Raw genomic sequence first — 17132 nt, forward strand, 5'->3', positions numbered from 1 at the left:
TTTGTCGGAGAATTCAAAGTTTGGCTGGATAATCGTGCATTCAGCCGCCACATTCATCTATCAGGACCTGCTGATGAGTCGGGATGACGCTTTTGCCGGGTGCGAATCGCGTTAACTGCGTGGAATTGGGACAACATGGCCACAATAAAGGACATTGCCCGTCAGGCGGGAGCGGGCGTTTCTACCGTATCGCGTGTTGTGAACAACAGTGGCTATGTCGCGGAAGCAACGCGTAAACGCATCGAAAAAGCCATCAGCGAGCTCGGATATCGACCGAATGCCGGTGCGCGGATGATGCGCAGCGGACGCAGCAACCTGATCGGCATCCTGGTCCCGTCGATCAAGGTCGACTTCTTTGCACGTTTGGCGCATCGCCTGGAGCAGGCCCTGTTTGCGCAAGGCTATCAGTCAATGATCTGCTCAACGGCGGAAGATCCGTTACACGAAGCCAAATATGTCGACATGTTGCTTGCCCAGCAGGTGGACGGTGTTCTGATTGCGTCGGTGGACGGTGAAGGGGAGGTTTTTGCCAAGCTTCAGGACGCCGGCATTCCGATTCTGGCGCTCGACCGGCAGCTTGACAAGATTGGTGCGAAGTCGGTACGCGCCGATCACTATCTGGGTGGGCTGATAGCGGCGCAGCATTTGATAACCCTGGGGCATGAATTGATTTCGGTCGTTGGAGCGCCAAAACAATCCGAACCCGTGATCTTGCGTGCGGCTGGCGCAGCGGCGGCTTGCAAGACGGCCGGACTGCCGGCCCCCAGGACGGTGCTGGGGACCGAACACAGTGTCCAGGGGTGCGCCGCGCTCGGCCACGAGGTTCTCAGTTGCACGCCTCGCGCGACTGCGATCGTGGCAACCAGTGACGTGGCAGCCATAGGCATCTTGCACGCGGCTCGGGTACTGGGTATTGAGATACCCCGCGACCTGTCATTGACGGGATTTGATGATACGCCGATGGCGTCCTACGTTTTTCCCTCTCTGACGACTGTCGCACAGCCAATCGATCAGATTGCCAACGAGGCGATTACAGGATTGTTGCGCATGATCCGGACGCCGGAGAAGGGGAAAACGGCGGAGGATGTCGTTTTGCCGGTCACGCTTAACGTGAGGCAGTCGACGGCTCGTGTACCGAAATAGTGTAGGTCGTGTGAAATTCACGGTTTGCGGCGAAATCAAAAGCCGTTGCCTCGCCCAGTCTCGAGACGGGGTTGTCATCTGCAGACACGCAAGTACCGAGGTCGAATGCGGCGCGAACAGGCTCGACACCCAAGGCAAGATGACGGCTTGACCAGGGTTCGGCGGCACGGCCCCGGTTGGAAATCCACAACATCACAAAGGGAAACCGGGCTGCATCGTAACAGAGCTTGGTGGCAATTCCCGTCAATTGATCTGTAATCGTGACGTGCCCGTTCCCTCCCAGTGCCATCAATCGGGTTTCGTTCTGACCGGAGTGCGGCAACCTGCTGAAATCCACGACACCGCCTGTTGTGTCCCTGACCACGTCCAGGCTCCCAGACACGGCGCCAGGGAGTGCCGGAGTTGGATCCGGCGGTGGTGTTTCCGGATGCGCGATGACCTTTGTGGCTCCGCTTACCTCGACCCGCATCCGCAACGGGTCGTCCGGAAGTGCAAAAACCGGATGCAGTCCGACAGGTAATCTGCAATCGCGCCGCGGCAAGATCCAGAGATCAAGAACGATCCCGTTCGCCTCAGGCTGTACCCGGCGACGCAGTGAGTGGACGGGATGATCTGCGGGCATTTCGATCCGTGCATCCAGACTGCCGGCGGATGCAGAAATCTCCCAATCATGATGGGCGGCATATCCGTGTGCAAACGTATCTTCCCAGCCGAGAGATCTCGGCCAACTCGGCGGCAAATCGTCATGCCGGGCGCCGAAAGGGACGCAAGGCCATTCGCCGCTCAATCCCTGCATCAGGCCGTCCAGTTCGCTGACATTGTCTTTTCCCACCCAGGGTGCCGTGTGCAACGGACGGACGATCTGTCCATCCGGCAAATTCACACTGAGATCGCGCAACATGGCCCCGCGTTTCTGCATCGTGACCTGTCCGGTCTCCCATTTCAGTGTTCTGTAACCTGTCATTTGCGATCAATGTAAAAGTTGACGAAAACGGCACCGAGGATCAAAGCACCTCTGACGACCTGCTGGGCATAGGGGTTGAATCCCCAGAGCGTCATTGCGTTTATCAATACACCGAGGAACAGAACTCCCACGAAAGCGCCCCAGATTGATCCCCGCCCTCCAAACAGGCTAACGCCGCCAATGATGACTGCCGAGATCACCTCCAACTCCATTCCGCGCGCAATTGTTGGATTGCCGGAGTTGATCAGGGAGGAATAGATGATCCCGCCGGTCGCCGCGAACAGCGCGACGATGATCATGCAGATCTTCTTGGTGCGCCAGATGTCGATACCCGACAGCCGAGCGGCTTCCATGTTGCCCCCGACCGCATATATGGAACGGCCAAGGGTGGTAAAATTCGCAAGCACATAGGTGAAAACGAAGGCAACTGCGAGGAGATAGACCGGGACCGGGACACCCAGAAAGCGGCCGCTGCCGATGATGTAGTACCATGAGGGAAAGGCCTCTATTGCCGATCCGTTGGTGATCAGGTTTGCCATTCCTGCCAGCGTTGCCATCATCGCCAGCGAGGATATGAAGGTCGGAACGCCGACCCGCTGACGCAGCATTCCATTGAACCAGCCGACGAATCCCGCAAAACAAAGGGTAACCGCGATGCCCAGAGCTACAAAATACCAGGCTGGTTCGAAGGCGTCGCCGGACGCCTTTTCGACAACCCAGGCCGTCAGGCACGCGGATACGGCGACCATCGAACCGACCGAAAGGTCAATCTCCCCGACAATGATGACCAGTGCCATGCCGAATGCGATCATTCCCGGCACCGCGATGTTTCGCAGAATGTTCAGCTGATTGTCGATCGTCATGAAACCGCGGGCGGTAAAGGCAACAAGCACATAAAGTGCGAGCAGTATCAGCAACATCGAGTGGCGTCGCAACTGCGTCGCAAGATGTGTATTGGTCATGCAGCGGCTCCGGTGTCATCGCCGGTCATGCAGGCGGCGTAAAGTGATTTTGGGTCAAGATCTTCGTTTAGGAATTCGGCGGACAGCCTGCCCTCGTGCAGCACGAGAACGCGGTCACAGCAATCGGTCAGGTCTTCCAGTTCCGTTGACACCACGATGCAGGCAAGTCCTCGCGCCGCCATGTCCCAGATGATTTCATAGATCTGGCGTTTGGCCTGCACGTCGACACCGCGCCCGGGCTCGTCAAAAAGCAGGATGTCGGGCTCGTTGTTCAGCAAACCGCCGACGACGATCTTTTGCTGGTTGCCTCCGGACAAAGACGACACCGGGGCCATCGGGTCCCCGATCTTGATATGCAGACCGGCGACCTGTTTGTCGACAAAGGGTCTTTCAAGAGCGAGGTTGGTCCAGCCGCTGGGTGCGATCCGCTTCTGCCCGACGCGACACAAATTGGCGTGACTTGCTGCAGATTGCACAAGCCCTGAAGCCTTCCGATCCTCCGAAGCGTATCCGATGCCTGCTGCCTTCATGGTAGCGATCGACGGGTTGGACACTGTATTGCCCTTGACCGCGATCCTGCCTGCATCCGCACGCCGCGCCCCGAAAATCGTGTGCAGCAACTCGGTGCGTCCGGACCCAAGCATTCCTGCAATTCCCAGAACTTCACCGTGATGCAGGTCAAACGAGACGCCCTTGAAGAATGGGGCCAGTTCGAGATCGCGCACCGACAGGGCCGAATGCGTTTTGTCGATATGGCGGGTCGGTCGTTGGAGAGGCGGCAACTCGCCGAACATCATGTCCAGGATTACCTTGGGGCTTGCCTTGTCGATTGCCACCGAGCCGATCAGCGTTCCGTCGCGGATCGCAGTGACGGTATCTGCAATTCTGGGTAATTCCGCGAGGCGGTGGGAAATATAGATGATCGTGACACCGCTCGTCCGCAAACGATCGACCAGTGCGAACAATTGCCCGACCTCTGCATGGGCCAGTGCCGATGTCGGTTCATCAAGCAACAGGATCTTTGGCGACAGGCTCATCGCCTTTGCGATTTCGACGATCTGCTGGCGCCCGATCGACAGATCACCTGTTGTCGCGCGCGGGTCGATCATTTCGGCTCCTATTTCGGCCAACAATGATCTGGAATCGTCATAAAGCTGTTTCCAGTTCACCAGCAGGCCGCGCTTTGGCAACCTGCCCAGGTAAATGTTTTCTGCAACGCTGAGACCGGGAACAAGGGACAGTTCCTGATGAACCGTGACGATTCCCGCGCTGTTGGCTTCGCCAGGGCTCTGGAATTCCAGTTTCCGGCCGTCCAGGAACATTTGTCCTTCTGTCGGCTGGATGGCGCCTGCGAGCATTTTGATGAAGGTGCTTTTGCCCGAGCCGTTCTTGCCGATCAGCGCATGAACTTGTCCGCTTTCAAACTTGTGTGTGAATTGATCGAGGGCTTTGACAGCACCGTAATGCTTGGTCAGGCCCTCAAAATGAAGGTTACTCATAGCGGAAATCCTTTGCCGGCCCTTCGCCATGATATCTGGCGAAGGGCCGAACCGGCTTACTTCAGGGATTCCACGAATGCGGCGATGCCATCCGGATCGGCACGGCTGAGCAACAATGCGGGAACGGATGTTTCCGCCTCCGCCGAGCCACCTTCCAGAAGGTCGAGAGCAGCATTGGCTCCCATGGCACCCATATCTTTTGCCGACTGCGCGGTGGTCGCCTGCAGGACATTGTCACCGGCCATCAATCCACGCGCGAGTTGCTCCGAGCCGTCAATGCCGAACACATAAACCTTGCCCGCCTTGCCGGCATTGCGAACCGCCTGCATCGCACCCACCGTGCCGCCCTCATTTGCCGCATACAGCAGATTGATCTGCGGGTTTGCCGTCAACATGTCTGTGGCGACCTGCACGGCCTTTTCAGGCATCCAGGCATCTTGTTCCGTCACGACCGTAACGGTGTTGCCCTTGGATACCGCATCCTTGAACCCGCCGGTGCGCGCGCCGCTTTGTTCAGGAAGCAGGCTTGAGAAGGCCATTATGCCGACCTGTGCTTCGCCACCGAGTTCGGAATTGATGAACGCGGCCGCTGCATTGCCGGAAGACGCACCAAGATCATAGTTTGCAGTCGAAAAAGTCGCATTTGCGATGGATTTGTCCTGCAGGCCGCCGTTCAAGGCAACAACCGTGATCCCCGCGTCTCGAGCACGTTTCAGGGATCCTGCCGAATTGGTGGCGGACAAAGGCGCTATGACAATTGCATCGACACCACGAGAAATATACGTGTCGATGGCCTGCGCCTCTCGTGCCTGGTCACCATCAATGTTCAATTCCAGCACTTCTGCCCCCCGGGCTTCCGCGGCTTCGCGTACACCTTGCTGCAGCGATTTCATGAACTGGTCGCCCTGGAAGACAATACTTGCGATGACACGTTGATCCTGCGCCAGGGCGGACCCTGCAACTGCCATGGTGAGGCCCAGTGCAGATGCTCCCAGGAAAATTCTCTTGCTCATTTTCATCGTCGTTTCCTCCCTTTAAGATTCAATGTTACGTGTGACTGATCGGCTGCAACGCCGCCTCCCGGGGCGTCAAAGCTGATTCAATGCAGGAATACCTCCCGTTGCCGTTGGCGAGCGCAGGCATGCTGCGGCCATTTTGTTTCCGAGCTGGACGCATTCGTGCGCGGGCCAGCTTTCATGCAATCCGTGCAAAATGCCGGCCGCGAACGCGTCGCCTGCGCCGACCGGGCTGATGATTTGCGATCTGGGAAGCTGCGGCACGTCGAACCAGAGCTCCTGATCAGCCGTTTTCCAGAGCGAAAGTCTGGGTGTGTGCAGGATGCATCCCTGCCGCAATCCGCCTTCCAACAGCCGCGTGGCTGCAAGCGCCATGTTTTCCCGGTCAGCTTCACCTTCAAGAGGAACGCCGGTGGCGCGCGCGGCTTCCGTCTCGTTCAGGAACAACCAGTCGATTTCCGGCAATGTTCCAAAGACAATCTCGCGATAGCTATCGTTGAGTGATGACACCAGATCCACACAAGTCAGCATCCCCAGACGCCGTGCCTGCGCCAGAATTCCGGCAGCACCAGTGCGGCCATCAGATCCAACGGCATCCAGACGCGGCAGAAGGTTCAGGTAACCCAGATAGAAGATCCGCGGACCGTGCGCAGCCATTGCACCGATAGGCAGATTGTCGACGCCCAGATGCGAATTGGCTCCGGGGTGATAGAAGAAGGTGCGGCTGTCACCCGGGACATTCATCACATGAGTGTGTGCCGTACGCAGTTCGCGAACCGACTGGAGATAGTCAACACTCAGTCCGGCAGCCCGGCAGTGTTGAAGCACGGTCTCGCCATGCTCGTCCTGACCCAGCAATCCGACGGGCAGAACCGGGTAGTCGCTCTTGAGGGCAGCGAGATCAAACGCGACGTTGGCGGCCCCGCCGCCCACTCCGACGGTCTGCCCGGTGATCACGACCAGATCCGACTTTGCCGGCCACTCCGGAATGTCGTGAATGATGTCCACGATCCAGTTGCCTGCACAAATCACACCGCGACCACCGGCCATCACCCAACCTCATTCCAGAGCTGGCGATAGGGTGGCTCGTCTTCGAGGATTTCACTGAAACGCCCTAACGGCTCCAGGAAATAGTTGTCGGTCAGGTCATCGTTGCACTGGCTTACCTCGGCTGCAAAGACGGGCGCCTTTTCACCCCAGAACCGGTGCTGGACCCCGCGTGGAACCGTAATGCTCTGACCTGCCGTCAATCGGTGAACATGACCGAACATGGGCGCAGGCATGCCATCGATCCGGACAGTTGTCCCGGCTGTTTCCAGAACTGCGCCATCCGGTATCAACTCGAGGCAAAGCGTCCCGCCACCGCGGACAATGATGTCCTCAAGCTTCTGTTTGTGCGCGTGAAACGGTGTTTCCTGATCCACGCCGACAAAAAGCAACTTTTCTGCATAGGGTCGTTCGCCCGGCGATCGCGTACCATTGCGGACGCAAAACAGCGTCAGGCCGCGGTCCGCGAACGCACCGGACCCAAAATCGGTGACATCCCATCCGAGTTGCCGGTCCCGCAGCCATTTGCTCTGGCTCGCGTTCACGCGATGATCGTCAACCGACCAGCATGCCCAGTCCGGCAAGGCCCAGCTGTACCGGGCGAGTGTTTCTTCAGCCGCCCTGAGCGCCTGATTGATCTCGGAGCGGTTCATTGGCTGTATTCCACGTCTTGGACCTGACCGGTTCGTCCCGACGCCAGCGCGGCATTCAATATGGCGTGGTGATCAGCCGCTTCGGCCGGGGTGGCACAGGGGAAACCGCGCGCATCGCCACCAGCCAGTTCATCGATGAATGCAGCCCACATCTGCTGAATGGCATCCGCAAATCCGAATTCAAAAATGCCTCCGGTGATTGCTGGAAACAGGGATTGATAGCCCAGATCCTCGACCTGCCAGGCCTGCGCGCCACCGGCCTCGTAGTGCATGTACTGCCACTGCCGCGGCGATTTGGTGGTGAACAGGGCCGAGCCTTTCATGCCGAGCACCCGCAGGGACCAGGTATTCGATTCACCCGGTGCAATTCGCCATGTTTTCAGAACGAGAGGAAAGGTGCCGCCGGGCATTTCAACGCTGCCGGTTATTGTGGCGTTGTCCCATGTATCGCAGGGAACCATGTTTCCCTTGTCGTCGGGGCGGTCGGTGACCCGGTTGACGAGGCTTGCATGCACAGATGAGGGCTTCCAGCCGAGACGAAGGGGCACGTGACAGACATGCATGCCGAGATCACCCATGCAGCCATAATCGCCATTGACGCTGGCTATCCGCTTCCAGTTGATTTTCTTGTCGGGATTGAGATCCGACGAGTGCAAGAACGCGGATTCCACCTCCAGGATGTCGCCAACCGCGCCTGAGCGAACGAATTCGATGACCCGTTGCGCGCCAGGGAAATACGGCATTTCAGAGGAACAGCGGACCAGGACGCCGGGGTGGTCGGCTATCGCTTTGGTTATGGTCGCATTTTGCCCGGCATCCATGCCAAAGGGCTTTTCGCCCAACAGGTGTTTTCCCGCAGCAACTATCTGCGGATAGAAGTCTGCATGCAGGGAATGCGGCACCGCGCAGTAGATTGCGTCTATGTCGGGGTTTGCCAGAAGTTCCCGAAAGTCCGTTGTTGTCTGTTTCAAATTCGGCAGATGGGTTGAAAACCAACCCATAAGGGCTTCATTCGTGTCGCAAACACCGACGATTTCAGGACGTGCACGGCTCTCCGTCAGATGCAGCCAGCGCGCGGCGGCTGAAGCAAATTCCCGCCCCATCAGGCCGCAACCGATAATGCCAAATCGGATGGTCTGCATGATCAAGCCACCAATGCCAGTGCATCGGCAACCGAAGCACCGTCGTGAACGATGGCCATCAGCGCGCGCGTCATTTCCGCAGGCTTTTGGTGATGGATCACATTCCGGCCGTAGACAATGCCGCGTGCGCCCTGAACCATCAGCTCCGATGTACGGGTAAGGATTTCCTCGTCTGAAACCTTGCCGCCGCCGCGCACCAGAACGGGTACACCCTGGGCGATCTCGATCACCCTGTGATACTGGCTGACATCGGTGCAGGGGTCCGCCTTGATGATATCGGCACCAAGTTCGACGGCCTGACGGACCAGGGGCACTATCTTGTCCAGATCACCGTCGACCATGTAACCGCCCCTGGCATTGTCTTGCATCACCAGCGGTTCGACCATCAACGGCATGGAGGCCAGATCGCAAAGATGTTTCAGCCCGTTTATGTTTCGAACGCATTGACGATAGACTTCGGGTTGATCCGGCAAGCTGAGCAGATTGACCACGACGCAAGCCGCATCAAGTCGGATAGCCTGCTCTACAGGTTGGTCAATCACTTCTGAAAACAGCACCGTCGGCAGTGGCGTGCCGTAAACATTCGCGACATCGGTGCGCAGCACGAGTGCCGGCCGGTCCTTGCCGGACCGGGCTTGCAGTAGCGGAGCGGTGCCGGGTGGGAGTTGAATGGCATCCGGGGCAGCCTTCGCAACGACTTCAACGGCTGCCGCCATGTTCTCTATCCCTCCAAGGAAGGATTTTTCATTGAACATTCCGTGATCAATGGCGACGTCGAAACAATTCCCGGACATGCCAAAGAGACGGTTGATGCGCGCAGCTTTCATATTGAAATTTCTCCAATGCACTCATTATGGAAACGTTACCATATTTTCATAATCGAAGCCTGTGGAACGTGTCAATGGAAATATGAAATCGTTTCCATATTCATGGCAACTCGACTCGAGTTTCTGGTCGCGCCAACCCATTTGAAGAACGGATATCTTGAGAAAACGGCGGTGCAGGCGCCTCAGGCATACGCGTTGTTTTTCCAGCAGCGCACTCGGACCCTTGCGTCATGATCTGCTGGTGCGCCCTGTGCTTGCCAGGAGCGCCAACATCGGGAACCGGAAAATATCTTTCCGGCTTGAGCCGGAAGAAAGCGGGCTTCGCGCTCGCTGCCTCATACCGGGGGGCTCAGCAGGGCCTTGTCGTATTTTGTTTTTGCAGTCGACCGTGGCCTGGCCGTACGCACGGGCAAGGCAGCGATAAACGAACTTGGCTTGATGTGCGATTGTTCATCGATGGCAACAGCAAAAACGATCTGGTACTCGGGAGCCAGTCAACCCGACGAAAATCCCTTGGGTCGCACTTTCGCATTCACACGTTGAGCGGCAAGACGCCGGCGGGAGCGGGGTCGTTCGGGGTCTCGCAACCGCCCTGAAGCGCCGGTGTTCAGGGAAAGAGCCTGATCAGGAACAGGGTAATTGCCGGAAAGCTGAACAGAACCGCAACGCGAATGATGTCACTGATCAGAAAGGGCAGCACGCCTCTGAAGGTGTCCGAAATCCGGACGTCCACCGCCATCTTGTTGATGATGAACACGTTCAGGCCAACCGGTGGCGTGATCAACCCTACCTCCACAACGATCAGCGTAAGGATGCCGAACCAGATGGCCGTTTCCTCAGGGCTCATTCCGAAATCAAGTGTCATGATGAGAGGGAAGAATACGGGAATTGTCAGCAGGATCATTGCCATGCTGTCCATCAGGCAACCTAGGAACAGGTAGAGTACGAGGATCGCGGCGACGACCACAAGCGGCGTGAAATTGCCATCGACAACGAAATTTGCCAACAGGATCGGGAGCTGTGTGAGTGCAATGAAGGCGTTGAAGAACTCGGCACCGAGCAGCACGAGAAAAATCATTGCCGATGTGATCGCGGTGCTTTCGATCACTTCCATCAGCGCGCGAAATCCGAAGTCCGGTTTGAAGACGGCAATGAGTCCGGTTCCGGCAGCCCCCACGGCAGCCCCTTCGGTCGGGGTGAACCAGCCCAGGTAAATGCCGCTGAGCATGAAGGTGAAGATCAGCACGACATGCCAGATATCCTTGAAATATCCCAGGCGCCCCAGCATCGAGACCCGTTCGCGTGCGCGGCCCGAGCTCGGGTAAAGCCGAACAAAGATCGCGATTGCAAGGATATAGCCACCGGCCGCGAGGAGGCCTGGGACCAGTGCAGCAAGGAACATTTTCGCAATATTCTGTTCGGTCAGGATCGAATAGATGATCAGTATGACCGAAGGCGGAATGAGGATACCCAGCGTTCCGCCCGCAGCTAGCGCACCTGTGCTCAGCGAGCCGGAATAGCCAAGCCGGCGCAGTTCCGGCAGTGCGACCTTGCCCATCGTGGCAGCGGTGGCCAGCGAAGAACCACAGACCGCTCCGAAGCCTGCACAGGCGCCAATGGCAGCCATTGCAACGCCGCCGCGCCTGTGGCCGAGGCAAGAACTCGCGAATTTGAACAAGGCTTCGCTCATGCCTGTGCGCGAAGCGAAATTCCCCATCAGCAGAAAGAGCGGAATGACGGAAAGCGAGTAGTTGGAGAACAGATGCCAGGCACTCGTCTTGACCTGAGAGAAGATGGGTGACCAGCCCGCAATCATTGCAGTGCCGGCGCTGCCAACGACAAGCATGGCCAATCCGATCGGAACACGAAGGGCAAGCATGATGAAGAGCACCGGAAAGGCGACGATTCCAAGGGTCTCGCGGTCCATTCTTCAGATCCGTCTCATTGTGCGCTGGAAGCTGTTGTACGCGGTGTAGAAGCAGCAGATTGAAAGAATGAAGAAAGAAAACGCGACGGGCAGGAACGGGATCCAGACCGGTGTCCGCAACAACATCGTTTCTTCACTGTAACGAAACATGTCCTGTGCCCCGTAGTACATGCGCCATGTGAAAAAGCTCGCGACCAGCGCATACAGAAACGCGCTCAAACCGTCCAAAAGAGCATTTACACGTGGTGGCAGACCTGCGGTGGCGAAGTCCACAATCACATTGCCTCTGCGCAACTGGCAAAGGGGCAAGAAGGACGCAATCGCGACTGCACAGCCCATCTCGACCAGTTCGAAATCCCCCAACAGGGGGCTGGAAAAGAGGAAACGGCCAATGATGGAGACAAAGCTGATGCTGACGATGACCAGCAGCACAATGCCCCCGAGACCCGCCAGGACCACCGCGACACGCTCCAGCATGCGCCCGACCGGGTCGATCGGGCGCTTGGGGTGACCGGATGTCATGTCCGACCGGTCTGGTTCAATTGTCATACTTGGTGACAAGATTACGTGCGGTGTCGATCAGCATGGCACCATCCATGCCTTTTTCGTTTGCCTCCGCAATCCAGGCTTCAACGAAAGCATCACCGGTGGCCTGAAGCTGTTCAAGTTCTGCTCCGGAGATTTCATGAAATTCTCCACCTGCGTCTTCGGCCAGTTTGCGGGCAGGCGCCTCAAAGCTGTCCCATAGCTGACCGGCCATCTGTGCCAGCGCCAGCCCTGAATTGTCGTCGATGACCTTTTTCTGCTCATCGGTGAGCGACTCGTATTTCGCCTTGTTCATCAGGAACAGGAACGGAGTTGTGTATAGACCACGGTCCCCGGTAACGACGGAGTGCGACTTGGTCAGTTCTTCGAGCTTGAAAGAAGGCATGATTTCCCAAGGCACCACCATGCCGTCGATCACACCTTTGGACAGCGATGGCGCAACCTGTGGAACCGGCATCCCGACCGGTGTTGCGCCGAGTTCTCCGAGCATCTGACTGATGACACGGGTCGGACCGCGCATTTTCAAGCCTTCAAGATCCGAGGCCGACTTGATCAGTTTGTCCTTGGTATGGATTTTCCCCGGGGCATGCACGAACACTGCCAGGACCTTGTAGTCCTTCAGGTCTTCTGCTCCGACTGTTGTCATGTATTCATGCACGGCCTGCGAGGTCGCCTCGGCGGAGGCAGGCATGAATGGCAGTTCGAAGGCTTCCAGGTGCGGAAAGCGGCCGGGCGTGTATCCACCCACGGTCCAGACGATGTCGACAACACCTTCGCGAACCTGATCAACAAGCTGTGGCGGCTTGCCGCCAAGTTGCATCGAGACATACATCTCGACGTCGATTTCTCCGTTTGATTCCTTTTTCACCTTTTCTGCCCACGGCTTGACGAACTTGGCATTGGAGTTCGCAGGCATCGGCGGGAACGAGTGAAACTTGAGCGTGACGGGCTCGGCATACGCGCTTCCAGCAAGACCTGCGCCTAGCAACGCAGCTGCAAGCAACCCTTTGAATTTCAACATTTGGCTTCTCCTCCTCTGAAGTCAATTTATGCAGTTCTTGGTATCGGACCTGACGTCTCTTTTTTTCTGGAAATGTGTTCAGAGACTGATGATTGCGCATGCTCCAGCTGCGGGCTGAGCCGCAAGATCATCTCAGTCAAACTATCGGCCCGGGAAACCGGTGCAGACGCTGCGACATATCGATCGCGCCGAACAAGAAAGGCATGTCCGACATGGAATTTGTAAGGTTCGGACGCGAAAAACCGGCTTTGATCCCTGTAAATCGGGAAGTCCGCCGAAACCGGGTTGGTGCATTCCGGAGTAAGACCAACAATGGAAACGCCAAGTTTCCGGAATTGAGCCCGCGCCGTTTCGGAAAGGTCGGTGTCCGGCGCCTTGGAATACAGCAGCACAACGGGTCGGTCGGGCAGTACCTCATCCAGCAGATGATGGGTGCGGTCCGGATCGGCAACAACTGGCTGCGGGATCATTCGACCCACCACCGAATGTTTGTTCCGGCGAACGCCATGCTGGATCAGCCCCTGTTCAAATCGTGGTTTGGGCTTGTATTTCATCTGCGCAAAGTAATCCCGGGCGGGTGGATAAAGCGCGAGTGCGTGAAAACCCGCGCGGATCAACGATCCTTGCAGGCGTGATGCGGGCATCATCACCTGACCCATACGCAGTGCCAGCTGAATCAGCGACCAGGCATGAGGCTTGCGTTCGGTTTGGTAACTATCCAGCAGATCGGTCGACCCGGTTGCGTGCAGGGTTTCGGCAAGCCGCCAGGCCAGACTATGCGCGTCGCGCAGTCCACTGTTCATGCCTTGCCCTGCGAATGGCGGCGTCAGGTGAGCAGCATCTCCTGCGAGAAAAACGCGCCCTTCACGCCAGCGTTCTGCAATCCGGGCGTGGAACGTATAGACCCTCACTCGCCGGATAGGTTCCTTTGCATCGGGTCCGGTTTCTGCAAGCAGGCGGCGGACAAAGGTTTCCTCTGTCACCTGCTGCGGATTTTCACCCTTTTGCAGCTTGAATTCGTACCTGCGTACGCCATTCGGGCCGGGCAGGGTGATGCTTGGCCGAGAGGGATCGCAATGCACCTCGGTGTGGAAGCATCTGTTTTGCGTGGACAGCAGATCGACGATCAGCCAGGGCTCCTCGAATGTCGTTCCTTCCATCGGGATGTCCAACGCCTTCCGAATTGCCGACCGGCCGCCGTCGCAGGCCACCATGTAGCTCCCGGTCACTGTTCCGCTTTCTGAATCCGGAAAAGTGACGGCCGCCTTTACGGCTTCGGATGTCTGAGAAAATCCGGTGACCTCTGTTTCGAAATGCGCGGTGACGTTGTCGTGGCGTTCGAGAGCGGCACGCAGAATTGCCTCGAACTCGGGCTGTTGGAACGCGTTGCGCTTGTCGAATCCGTATTCCTTGATGAACGGTTTGACCGTTGCAAAAACATTGCCGTTCGGACCCTTGTAGATCGACCCGTAACCGCGCGAACAGATTGCACCAACTTCATCGGAAAGCCCTGCGGCCTGCAGTGAGCGCATGGATTCATCATCGATGGACACGGCCCGAGGCTCATCAACCGTGCCGGCATTGCGTTCGATGATTGTTGTGCGCACGCCCATCGTACCCAGCAGGTTGGCCAGGAGAAGCCCGGTCGGGCCCGCTCCCACAATGATCACGTCCGTATCAGAGGCGTTTTTCGGCACTACACGGCATCCTCTCCCATGACCGGGTTTCGCAGAGTGCCGAGGCAGCCAATCTCTACCTCCACCGTATCGCCGGGGAAGAGGTAGACTGGCGGGGTTCTCTTGTCTCCGACGCCCCCTGGTGTTCCGGACACGATGACGTCTCCCGGGGCCAGCGGTGTGAAGGTGGAGCAATACGCGATCAGTTGCTCGACCGGGAAAATGAGATCGGAAAGTTTTGCATCCTGCATCACTTCACCATTCAGCCGTGTCTGAATGGGCAGCCTGGTATAGTCGCCCACTTCGTCGGTGGTGACCATGTACGGACCGAATGCACCGGTGCCGGGAAACGTCTTGCCCGGAGTGAAAAGAAATGTATGCCGTTGCCAGTCCCGCACGGACCCTTCGTTGTAACAGGCGTAACCGGCGACGTGGCCCAAAGCTGTTTCTGCAGGGATGTTGCGTCCGCCCCGGCCCATGATCACGGCCATCTCGCCCTCGTAGTCGAATCTTTCGCTCACGCCGGGCTTGATCATCGCCTGCCGGTGACCGACCTGCGAATCTGCATAGCGGGTAAACACCGTGGGGTATTCCACATCCGGCCGCCCGGTTTCCTGCTTGTGTTTCTGGTAGTTCAGCCCGATGCAGAGTATTTTCGCAGGATCGGGAATGACCGGCAGAAAGGTGATGTCCGACCAGCCAAGGTCCGGGTGCCGACCCGATGCATAATCGGCAGCTGCCCCCAGCATTTCGGCGGCGATTGCCTGTCGCAGTGTCACCACTTCGCCAGAAAGCCGACCTGTAAGATCAATAACGCCGCCGTCGACAACCACGCCGAAGCCGCTCGATCCTTCACGCAAGAAACTCAAAAATTTCATCTGTTCCCCGGATCCCCAGTTAAGAGCGCAAGATTGCGCGGCCCCATTTGTTCAATGTGCGTGGATGTTGCGGCCAGTCGACAACCTGCCGGTCATAGATGACCTCCAGTTCAGCCGAGACCTCGATCCAGTTCCCGTCGGGGTCTTCTATGAAAATGAAAAGGTTGTTTCCGGGACCATGGCGACCCGGGCCCCACATCAACTGAATATCGCGGTCGGCAAAGTGGTCGCACCAGTCCCGGATATAGTTCCAGTCACCCGCTTCGTAGGAATGGTGGTCAATCCCGTTTCGATCTGATTTGAAACAGGCGATCGTGTGGTGTTCGTGGTTCGAGGTGGTAAACGCCGTTGCAAGATCGCCATCGTCGTGCAACACGCGATCAACCAGTGAAAACCCCAGTTTTCCGCAATAGAAATCGACGAAGGCGCTCACGTCATTTGAAGCAAATGTAAGATGCTGCGTCGGGCCCTGAATGCCCTTGCGTGCGGTCGTGTCCGGCTTTGCCAATCCGAAACAGATCAGGTGACCGTTCGGGTCCCGAACCGCAAATGCATCGTCGCCAAAATAGGGTGACGGGCTTTGAAGGATCTCAAGTCCCTCGCTTCCTGCGCGCGCGCGGAGCGCCGCGAGCCCGTCGGCATTTCGGCATGCCATACCCGCGAAAGAGAGTTTCTTGTCCTCGCCGGCAACAATGATCATTCGACGGCCGGGTCCTTCACATCGCCACTCCGCGTCCGAGATCTTTGCAAGGCCCATGTCCATCGCATCCGAATAGAACTCGGCCAGATGGGAAGGGGTGGAACTTTCAAGTGCCAGATGATGAAGGTAGGCCGCAGCCTGTACTGCTGTTTGAGTCACTGATACCCCCGGGAACAGAATTTCCAGGCAGTATTCTCATATTATGATATTTCTGCAAACAAAAAATGCAAATTACTCGTATTTTATGGAAATTCCTCAATTCCTATCTGGACGTACCCGGCACGTTCCCTAGGGCTGCAGCATTCCCTTGTGCGCATCCTCCATGAAGTTTTCGATCAACTTGGCATTGCTGGTCAGCAGCGAAAGAAGCCTGGGTTTGATGCTCTCGTCATAGTCCTTCGTTGCCAGAATCAGACTGAGTGATGCATTGATTCCCAGAGATTGATTGCGGACCAGTGAGGCCAGCCCGACGGCGCCCTTGTCGAGTTCGCCACTGGTAATCGATATCCCGCGCTTTTTGATGTTTTTCAACTCTTCGGTCAGGGATTGGCGTTCTTCCGGGTTTTCCGGCCCCACCGCATCAAAGAGCTGTTCACGCCGGCGGCCAGGCAATCCTGCCAATATCGCCTTTGACGTTGCACTGAGCAGGATGGGCATGGGACGCCCACGCTTGAAACTCGTTTCCTGCGTGACATCGGAAGAATGCGCATCTGCGACGCACATCACCCGATTGCCGTAGAGACGTGCCAGAACGGCCGAGCAGGATACACCAGCCTGTTCGACCAGTGTTTCCAGGAAAATGGCACCGGAACGGACGAGTGGGTCACTGGCGCGCATGGAATATTCAAATTCCAGAAACGCCGGGCCAAGACGGTAATGGGCCTCGATCGTACTTTCCAGAAAGCCGGCTGCCACCAGCTCCCGGACGGTTCTGTAAACCGTGCTCTGCGCCCCGCCCAACTCGTGGGCGATGTCGATCGCTGTCCAGGAACTGCGTTGATGAATGAAAAGCTTCAGAATGTTGTCGTAGCGATCAAAGCCTGCCAATTGGATTCTCTCGATTTCTAAAAGATTCCCATTAAATGAGAATTTTGTATTTGAATTCAGCCAGAATATCACTCTAGTGAGCAA

General features: G+C 57.2%; 16 protein-coding genes. 1 reads left to right on the forward strand and 15 read right to left on the reverse strand.

The annotated features are described in order from the left end of the window. Nucleotides 1-135: 135 nt before the first annotated feature. Nucleotides 136-1143, forward strand: coding sequence for a LacI family DNA-binding transcriptional regulator (locus LA5095_RS00115; RefSeq protein WP_055110903.1), 1008 nt, complete (start codon nucleotides 136-138; stop codon nucleotides 1141-1143). On the opposite strand, the gene LA5095_RS00120 is transcribed toward LA5095_RS00115, so the two are convergent. From LA5095_RS00120 to LA5095_RS00195, 15 genes are all read right to left on the reverse strand, one after another. Beyond that, complete coding sequence (locus tag LA5095_RS00120) at nucleotides 1106-2107, reverse strand: hypothetical protein (protein WP_055110905.1); 1002 nt, start codon at nucleotides 2105-2107, stop codon at nucleotides 1106-1108. The two genes, LA5095_RS00115 and LA5095_RS00120, sit on opposite strands and share 38 nt — an antisense overlap. Next, the gene (locus LA5095_RS00125; protein WP_082442694.1) at nucleotides 2104-3069 is read right to left on the reverse strand and encodes an ABC transporter permease; all 966 of its coding nucleotides are present in this window, start codon (nucleotides 3067-3069) and stop codon (nucleotides 2104-2106) included. Before LA5095_RS00125 ends, LA5095_RS00120 begins: the two co-directional genes overlap by 4 nt. Continuing rightward, nucleotides 3066-4568 carry a sugar ABC transporter ATP-binding protein gene (locus LA5095_RS00130; RefSeq protein WP_055110909.1) on the reverse strand — a complete coding sequence of 501 codons (1503 nt, stop codon included), beginning with the start codon at nucleotides 4566-4568 and terminating at the stop codon, nucleotides 3066-3068. The genes LA5095_RS00125 and LA5095_RS00130 overlap by 4 nt, the downstream gene beginning before the upstream one ends. Before the next feature lie 56 nt (nucleotides 4569-4624). After that, nucleotides 4625-5581, reverse strand: a complete 957-nt coding sequence (locus LA5095_RS00135) for a substrate-binding domain-containing protein (protein WP_158510312.1) — start codon at nucleotides 5579-5581, stop codon at nucleotides 4625-4627. A 75-nt stretch (nucleotides 5582-5656) separates the two neighbouring features. Beyond that, nucleotides 5657-6634 carry a carbohydrate kinase family protein gene (locus tag LA5095_RS00140; RefSeq protein WP_055110915.1) on the reverse strand — a complete coding sequence of 326 codons (978 nt, stop codon included), beginning with the start codon at nucleotides 6632-6634 and terminating at the stop codon, nucleotides 5657-5659. Next, on the reverse strand, nucleotides 6634-7284 hold the full coding sequence (locus tag LA5095_RS00145) for a D-lyxose/D-mannose family sugar isomerase (protein WP_055110917.1): 651 nt from the start codon (nucleotides 7282-7284) through the stop codon (nucleotides 6634-6636). Before LA5095_RS00145 ends, LA5095_RS00140 begins: the two co-directional genes overlap by 1 nt. Further along, on the reverse strand, nucleotides 7281-8429 hold the full coding sequence (locus LA5095_RS00150; protein WP_055112515.1) for a Gfo/Idh/MocA family protein: 1149 nt from the start codon (nucleotides 8427-8429) through the stop codon (nucleotides 7281-7283). The genes LA5095_RS00145 and LA5095_RS00150 overlap by 4 nt, the downstream gene beginning before the upstream one ends. Beyond that, on the reverse strand, nucleotides 8429-9253 hold the full coding sequence (locus LA5095_RS00155; protein ID WP_055110919.1) for a class I fructose-bisphosphate aldolase: 825 nt from the start codon (nucleotides 9251-9253) through the stop codon (nucleotides 8429-8431). Before LA5095_RS00155 ends, LA5095_RS00150 begins: the two co-directional genes overlap by 1 nt. Before the next feature lie 607 nt (nucleotides 9254-9860). Beyond that, complete coding sequence (locus tag LA5095_RS00165) at nucleotides 9861-11180, reverse strand: TRAP transporter large permease (RefSeq protein ID WP_055110923.1); 1320 nt, start codon at nucleotides 11178-11180, stop codon at nucleotides 9861-9863. 3 nt (nucleotides 11181-11183) lie between these two features. Next, the gene (locus LA5095_RS00170; RefSeq protein ID WP_082442695.1) at nucleotides 11184-11729 is read right to left on the reverse strand and encodes a TRAP transporter small permease; all 546 of its coding nucleotides are present in this window, start codon (nucleotides 11727-11729) and stop codon (nucleotides 11184-11186) included. Continuing rightward, nucleotides 11719-12747 carry a TRAP transporter substrate-binding protein gene (locus LA5095_RS00175; RefSeq protein WP_055110927.1) on the reverse strand — a complete coding sequence of 343 codons (1029 nt, stop codon included), beginning with the start codon at nucleotides 12745-12747 and terminating at the stop codon, nucleotides 11719-11721. The genes LA5095_RS00170 and LA5095_RS00175 overlap by 11 nt, the downstream gene beginning before the upstream one ends. A 26-nt stretch (nucleotides 12748-12773) precedes the next feature. Then, entirely contained in the window at nucleotides 12774-14444 is a 1671-nt protein-coding gene (locus LA5095_RS00180; RefSeq protein ID WP_055110929.1) for a bifunctional 3-(3-hydroxy-phenyl)propionate/3-hydroxycinnamic acid hydroxylase, read from the reverse strand. After that, nucleotides 14444-15301 carry a fumarylacetoacetate hydrolase family protein gene (locus LA5095_RS00185; protein WP_055110930.1) on the reverse strand — a complete coding sequence of 286 codons (858 nt, stop codon included), beginning with the start codon at nucleotides 15299-15301 and terminating at the stop codon, nucleotides 14444-14446. Before LA5095_RS00185 ends, LA5095_RS00180 begins: the two co-directional genes overlap by 1 nt. A 19-nt stretch (nucleotides 15302-15320) precedes the next feature. Then, nucleotides 15321-16160 carry a VOC family protein gene (locus tag LA5095_RS00190; protein ID WP_055110932.1) on the reverse strand — a complete coding sequence of 280 codons (840 nt, stop codon included), beginning with the start codon at nucleotides 16158-16160 and terminating at the stop codon, nucleotides 15321-15323. A gap of 129 nt (nucleotides 16161-16289) precedes the next feature. Further along, nucleotides 16290-17048 (reverse strand): IclR family transcriptional regulator, encoded by a 759-nt coding sequence (locus LA5095_RS00195; RefSeq protein WP_055110934.1) that lies wholly within the window; start codon nucleotides 17046-17048, stop codon nucleotides 16290-16292. Nucleotides 17049-17132 lie beyond the last annotated feature (84 nt).

Origin of the sequence: Roseibium album, from assembly GCF_001404515.1 — a bacterium.
Classification (GTDB): Bacteria; Pseudomonadota; Alphaproteobacteria; order Rhizobiales; family Stappiaceae; genus Roseibium; species Roseibium album.

Bases quoted from the DNA above. Each gene is read 5' to 3' on its own strand.
- LA5095_RS00185 (WP_055110930.1), bottom strand. From the start codon at position 15,301: ATGAAATTTTTGAGTTTCTTGCGTGAAGGATCGAGCGGCTTCGGCGTG.
- LA5095_RS00135 (WP_158510312.1), bottom strand. From the start codon at position 5,581: ATGAGCAAGAGAATTTTCCTGGGAGCATCTGCACTGGGCCTCACCATG.
- LA5095_RS00145 (WP_055110917.1), bottom strand. From the start codon at position 7,284: ATGAACCGCTCCGAGATCAATCAGGCGCTCAGGGCGGCTGAAGAAACA.
- LA5095_RS00115 (WP_055110903.1), top strand. From the start codon at position 136: ATGGCCACAATAAAGGACATTGCCCGTCAGGCGGGAGCGGGCGTTTCT.
- LA5095_RS00130 (WP_055110909.1), bottom strand. From the start codon at position 4,568: ATGAGTAACCTTCATTTTGAGGGCCTGACCAAGCATTACGGTGCTGTC.
- LA5095_RS00155 (WP_055110919.1), bottom strand. From the start codon at position 9,253: ATGAAAGCTGCGCGCATCAACCGTCTCTTTGGCATGTCCGGGAATTGT.
- LA5095_RS00125 (WP_082442694.1), bottom strand. From the start codon at position 3,069: ATGACCAATACACATCTTGCGACGCAGTTGCGACGCCACTCGATGTTG.
- LA5095_RS00140 (WP_055110915.1), bottom strand. From the start codon at position 6,634: ATGGCCGGTGGTCGCGGTGTGATTTGTGCAGGCAACTGGATCGTGGAC.
- LA5095_RS00170 (WP_082442695.1), bottom strand. From the start codon at position 11,729: ATGACAATTGAACCAGACCGGTCGGACATGACATCCGGTCACCCCAAG.
- LA5095_RS00165 (WP_055110923.1), bottom strand. From the start codon at position 11,180: ATGGACCGCGAGACCCTTGGAATCGTCGCCTTTCCGGTGCTCTTCATC.
- LA5095_RS00175 (WP_055110927.1), bottom strand. From the start codon at position 12,747: ATGTTGAAATTCAAAGGGTTGCTTGCAGCTGCGTTGCTAGGCGCAGGT.
- LA5095_RS00120 (WP_055110905.1), bottom strand. From the start codon at position 2,107: ATGACAGGTTACAGAACACTGAAATGGGAGACCGGACAGGTCACGATG.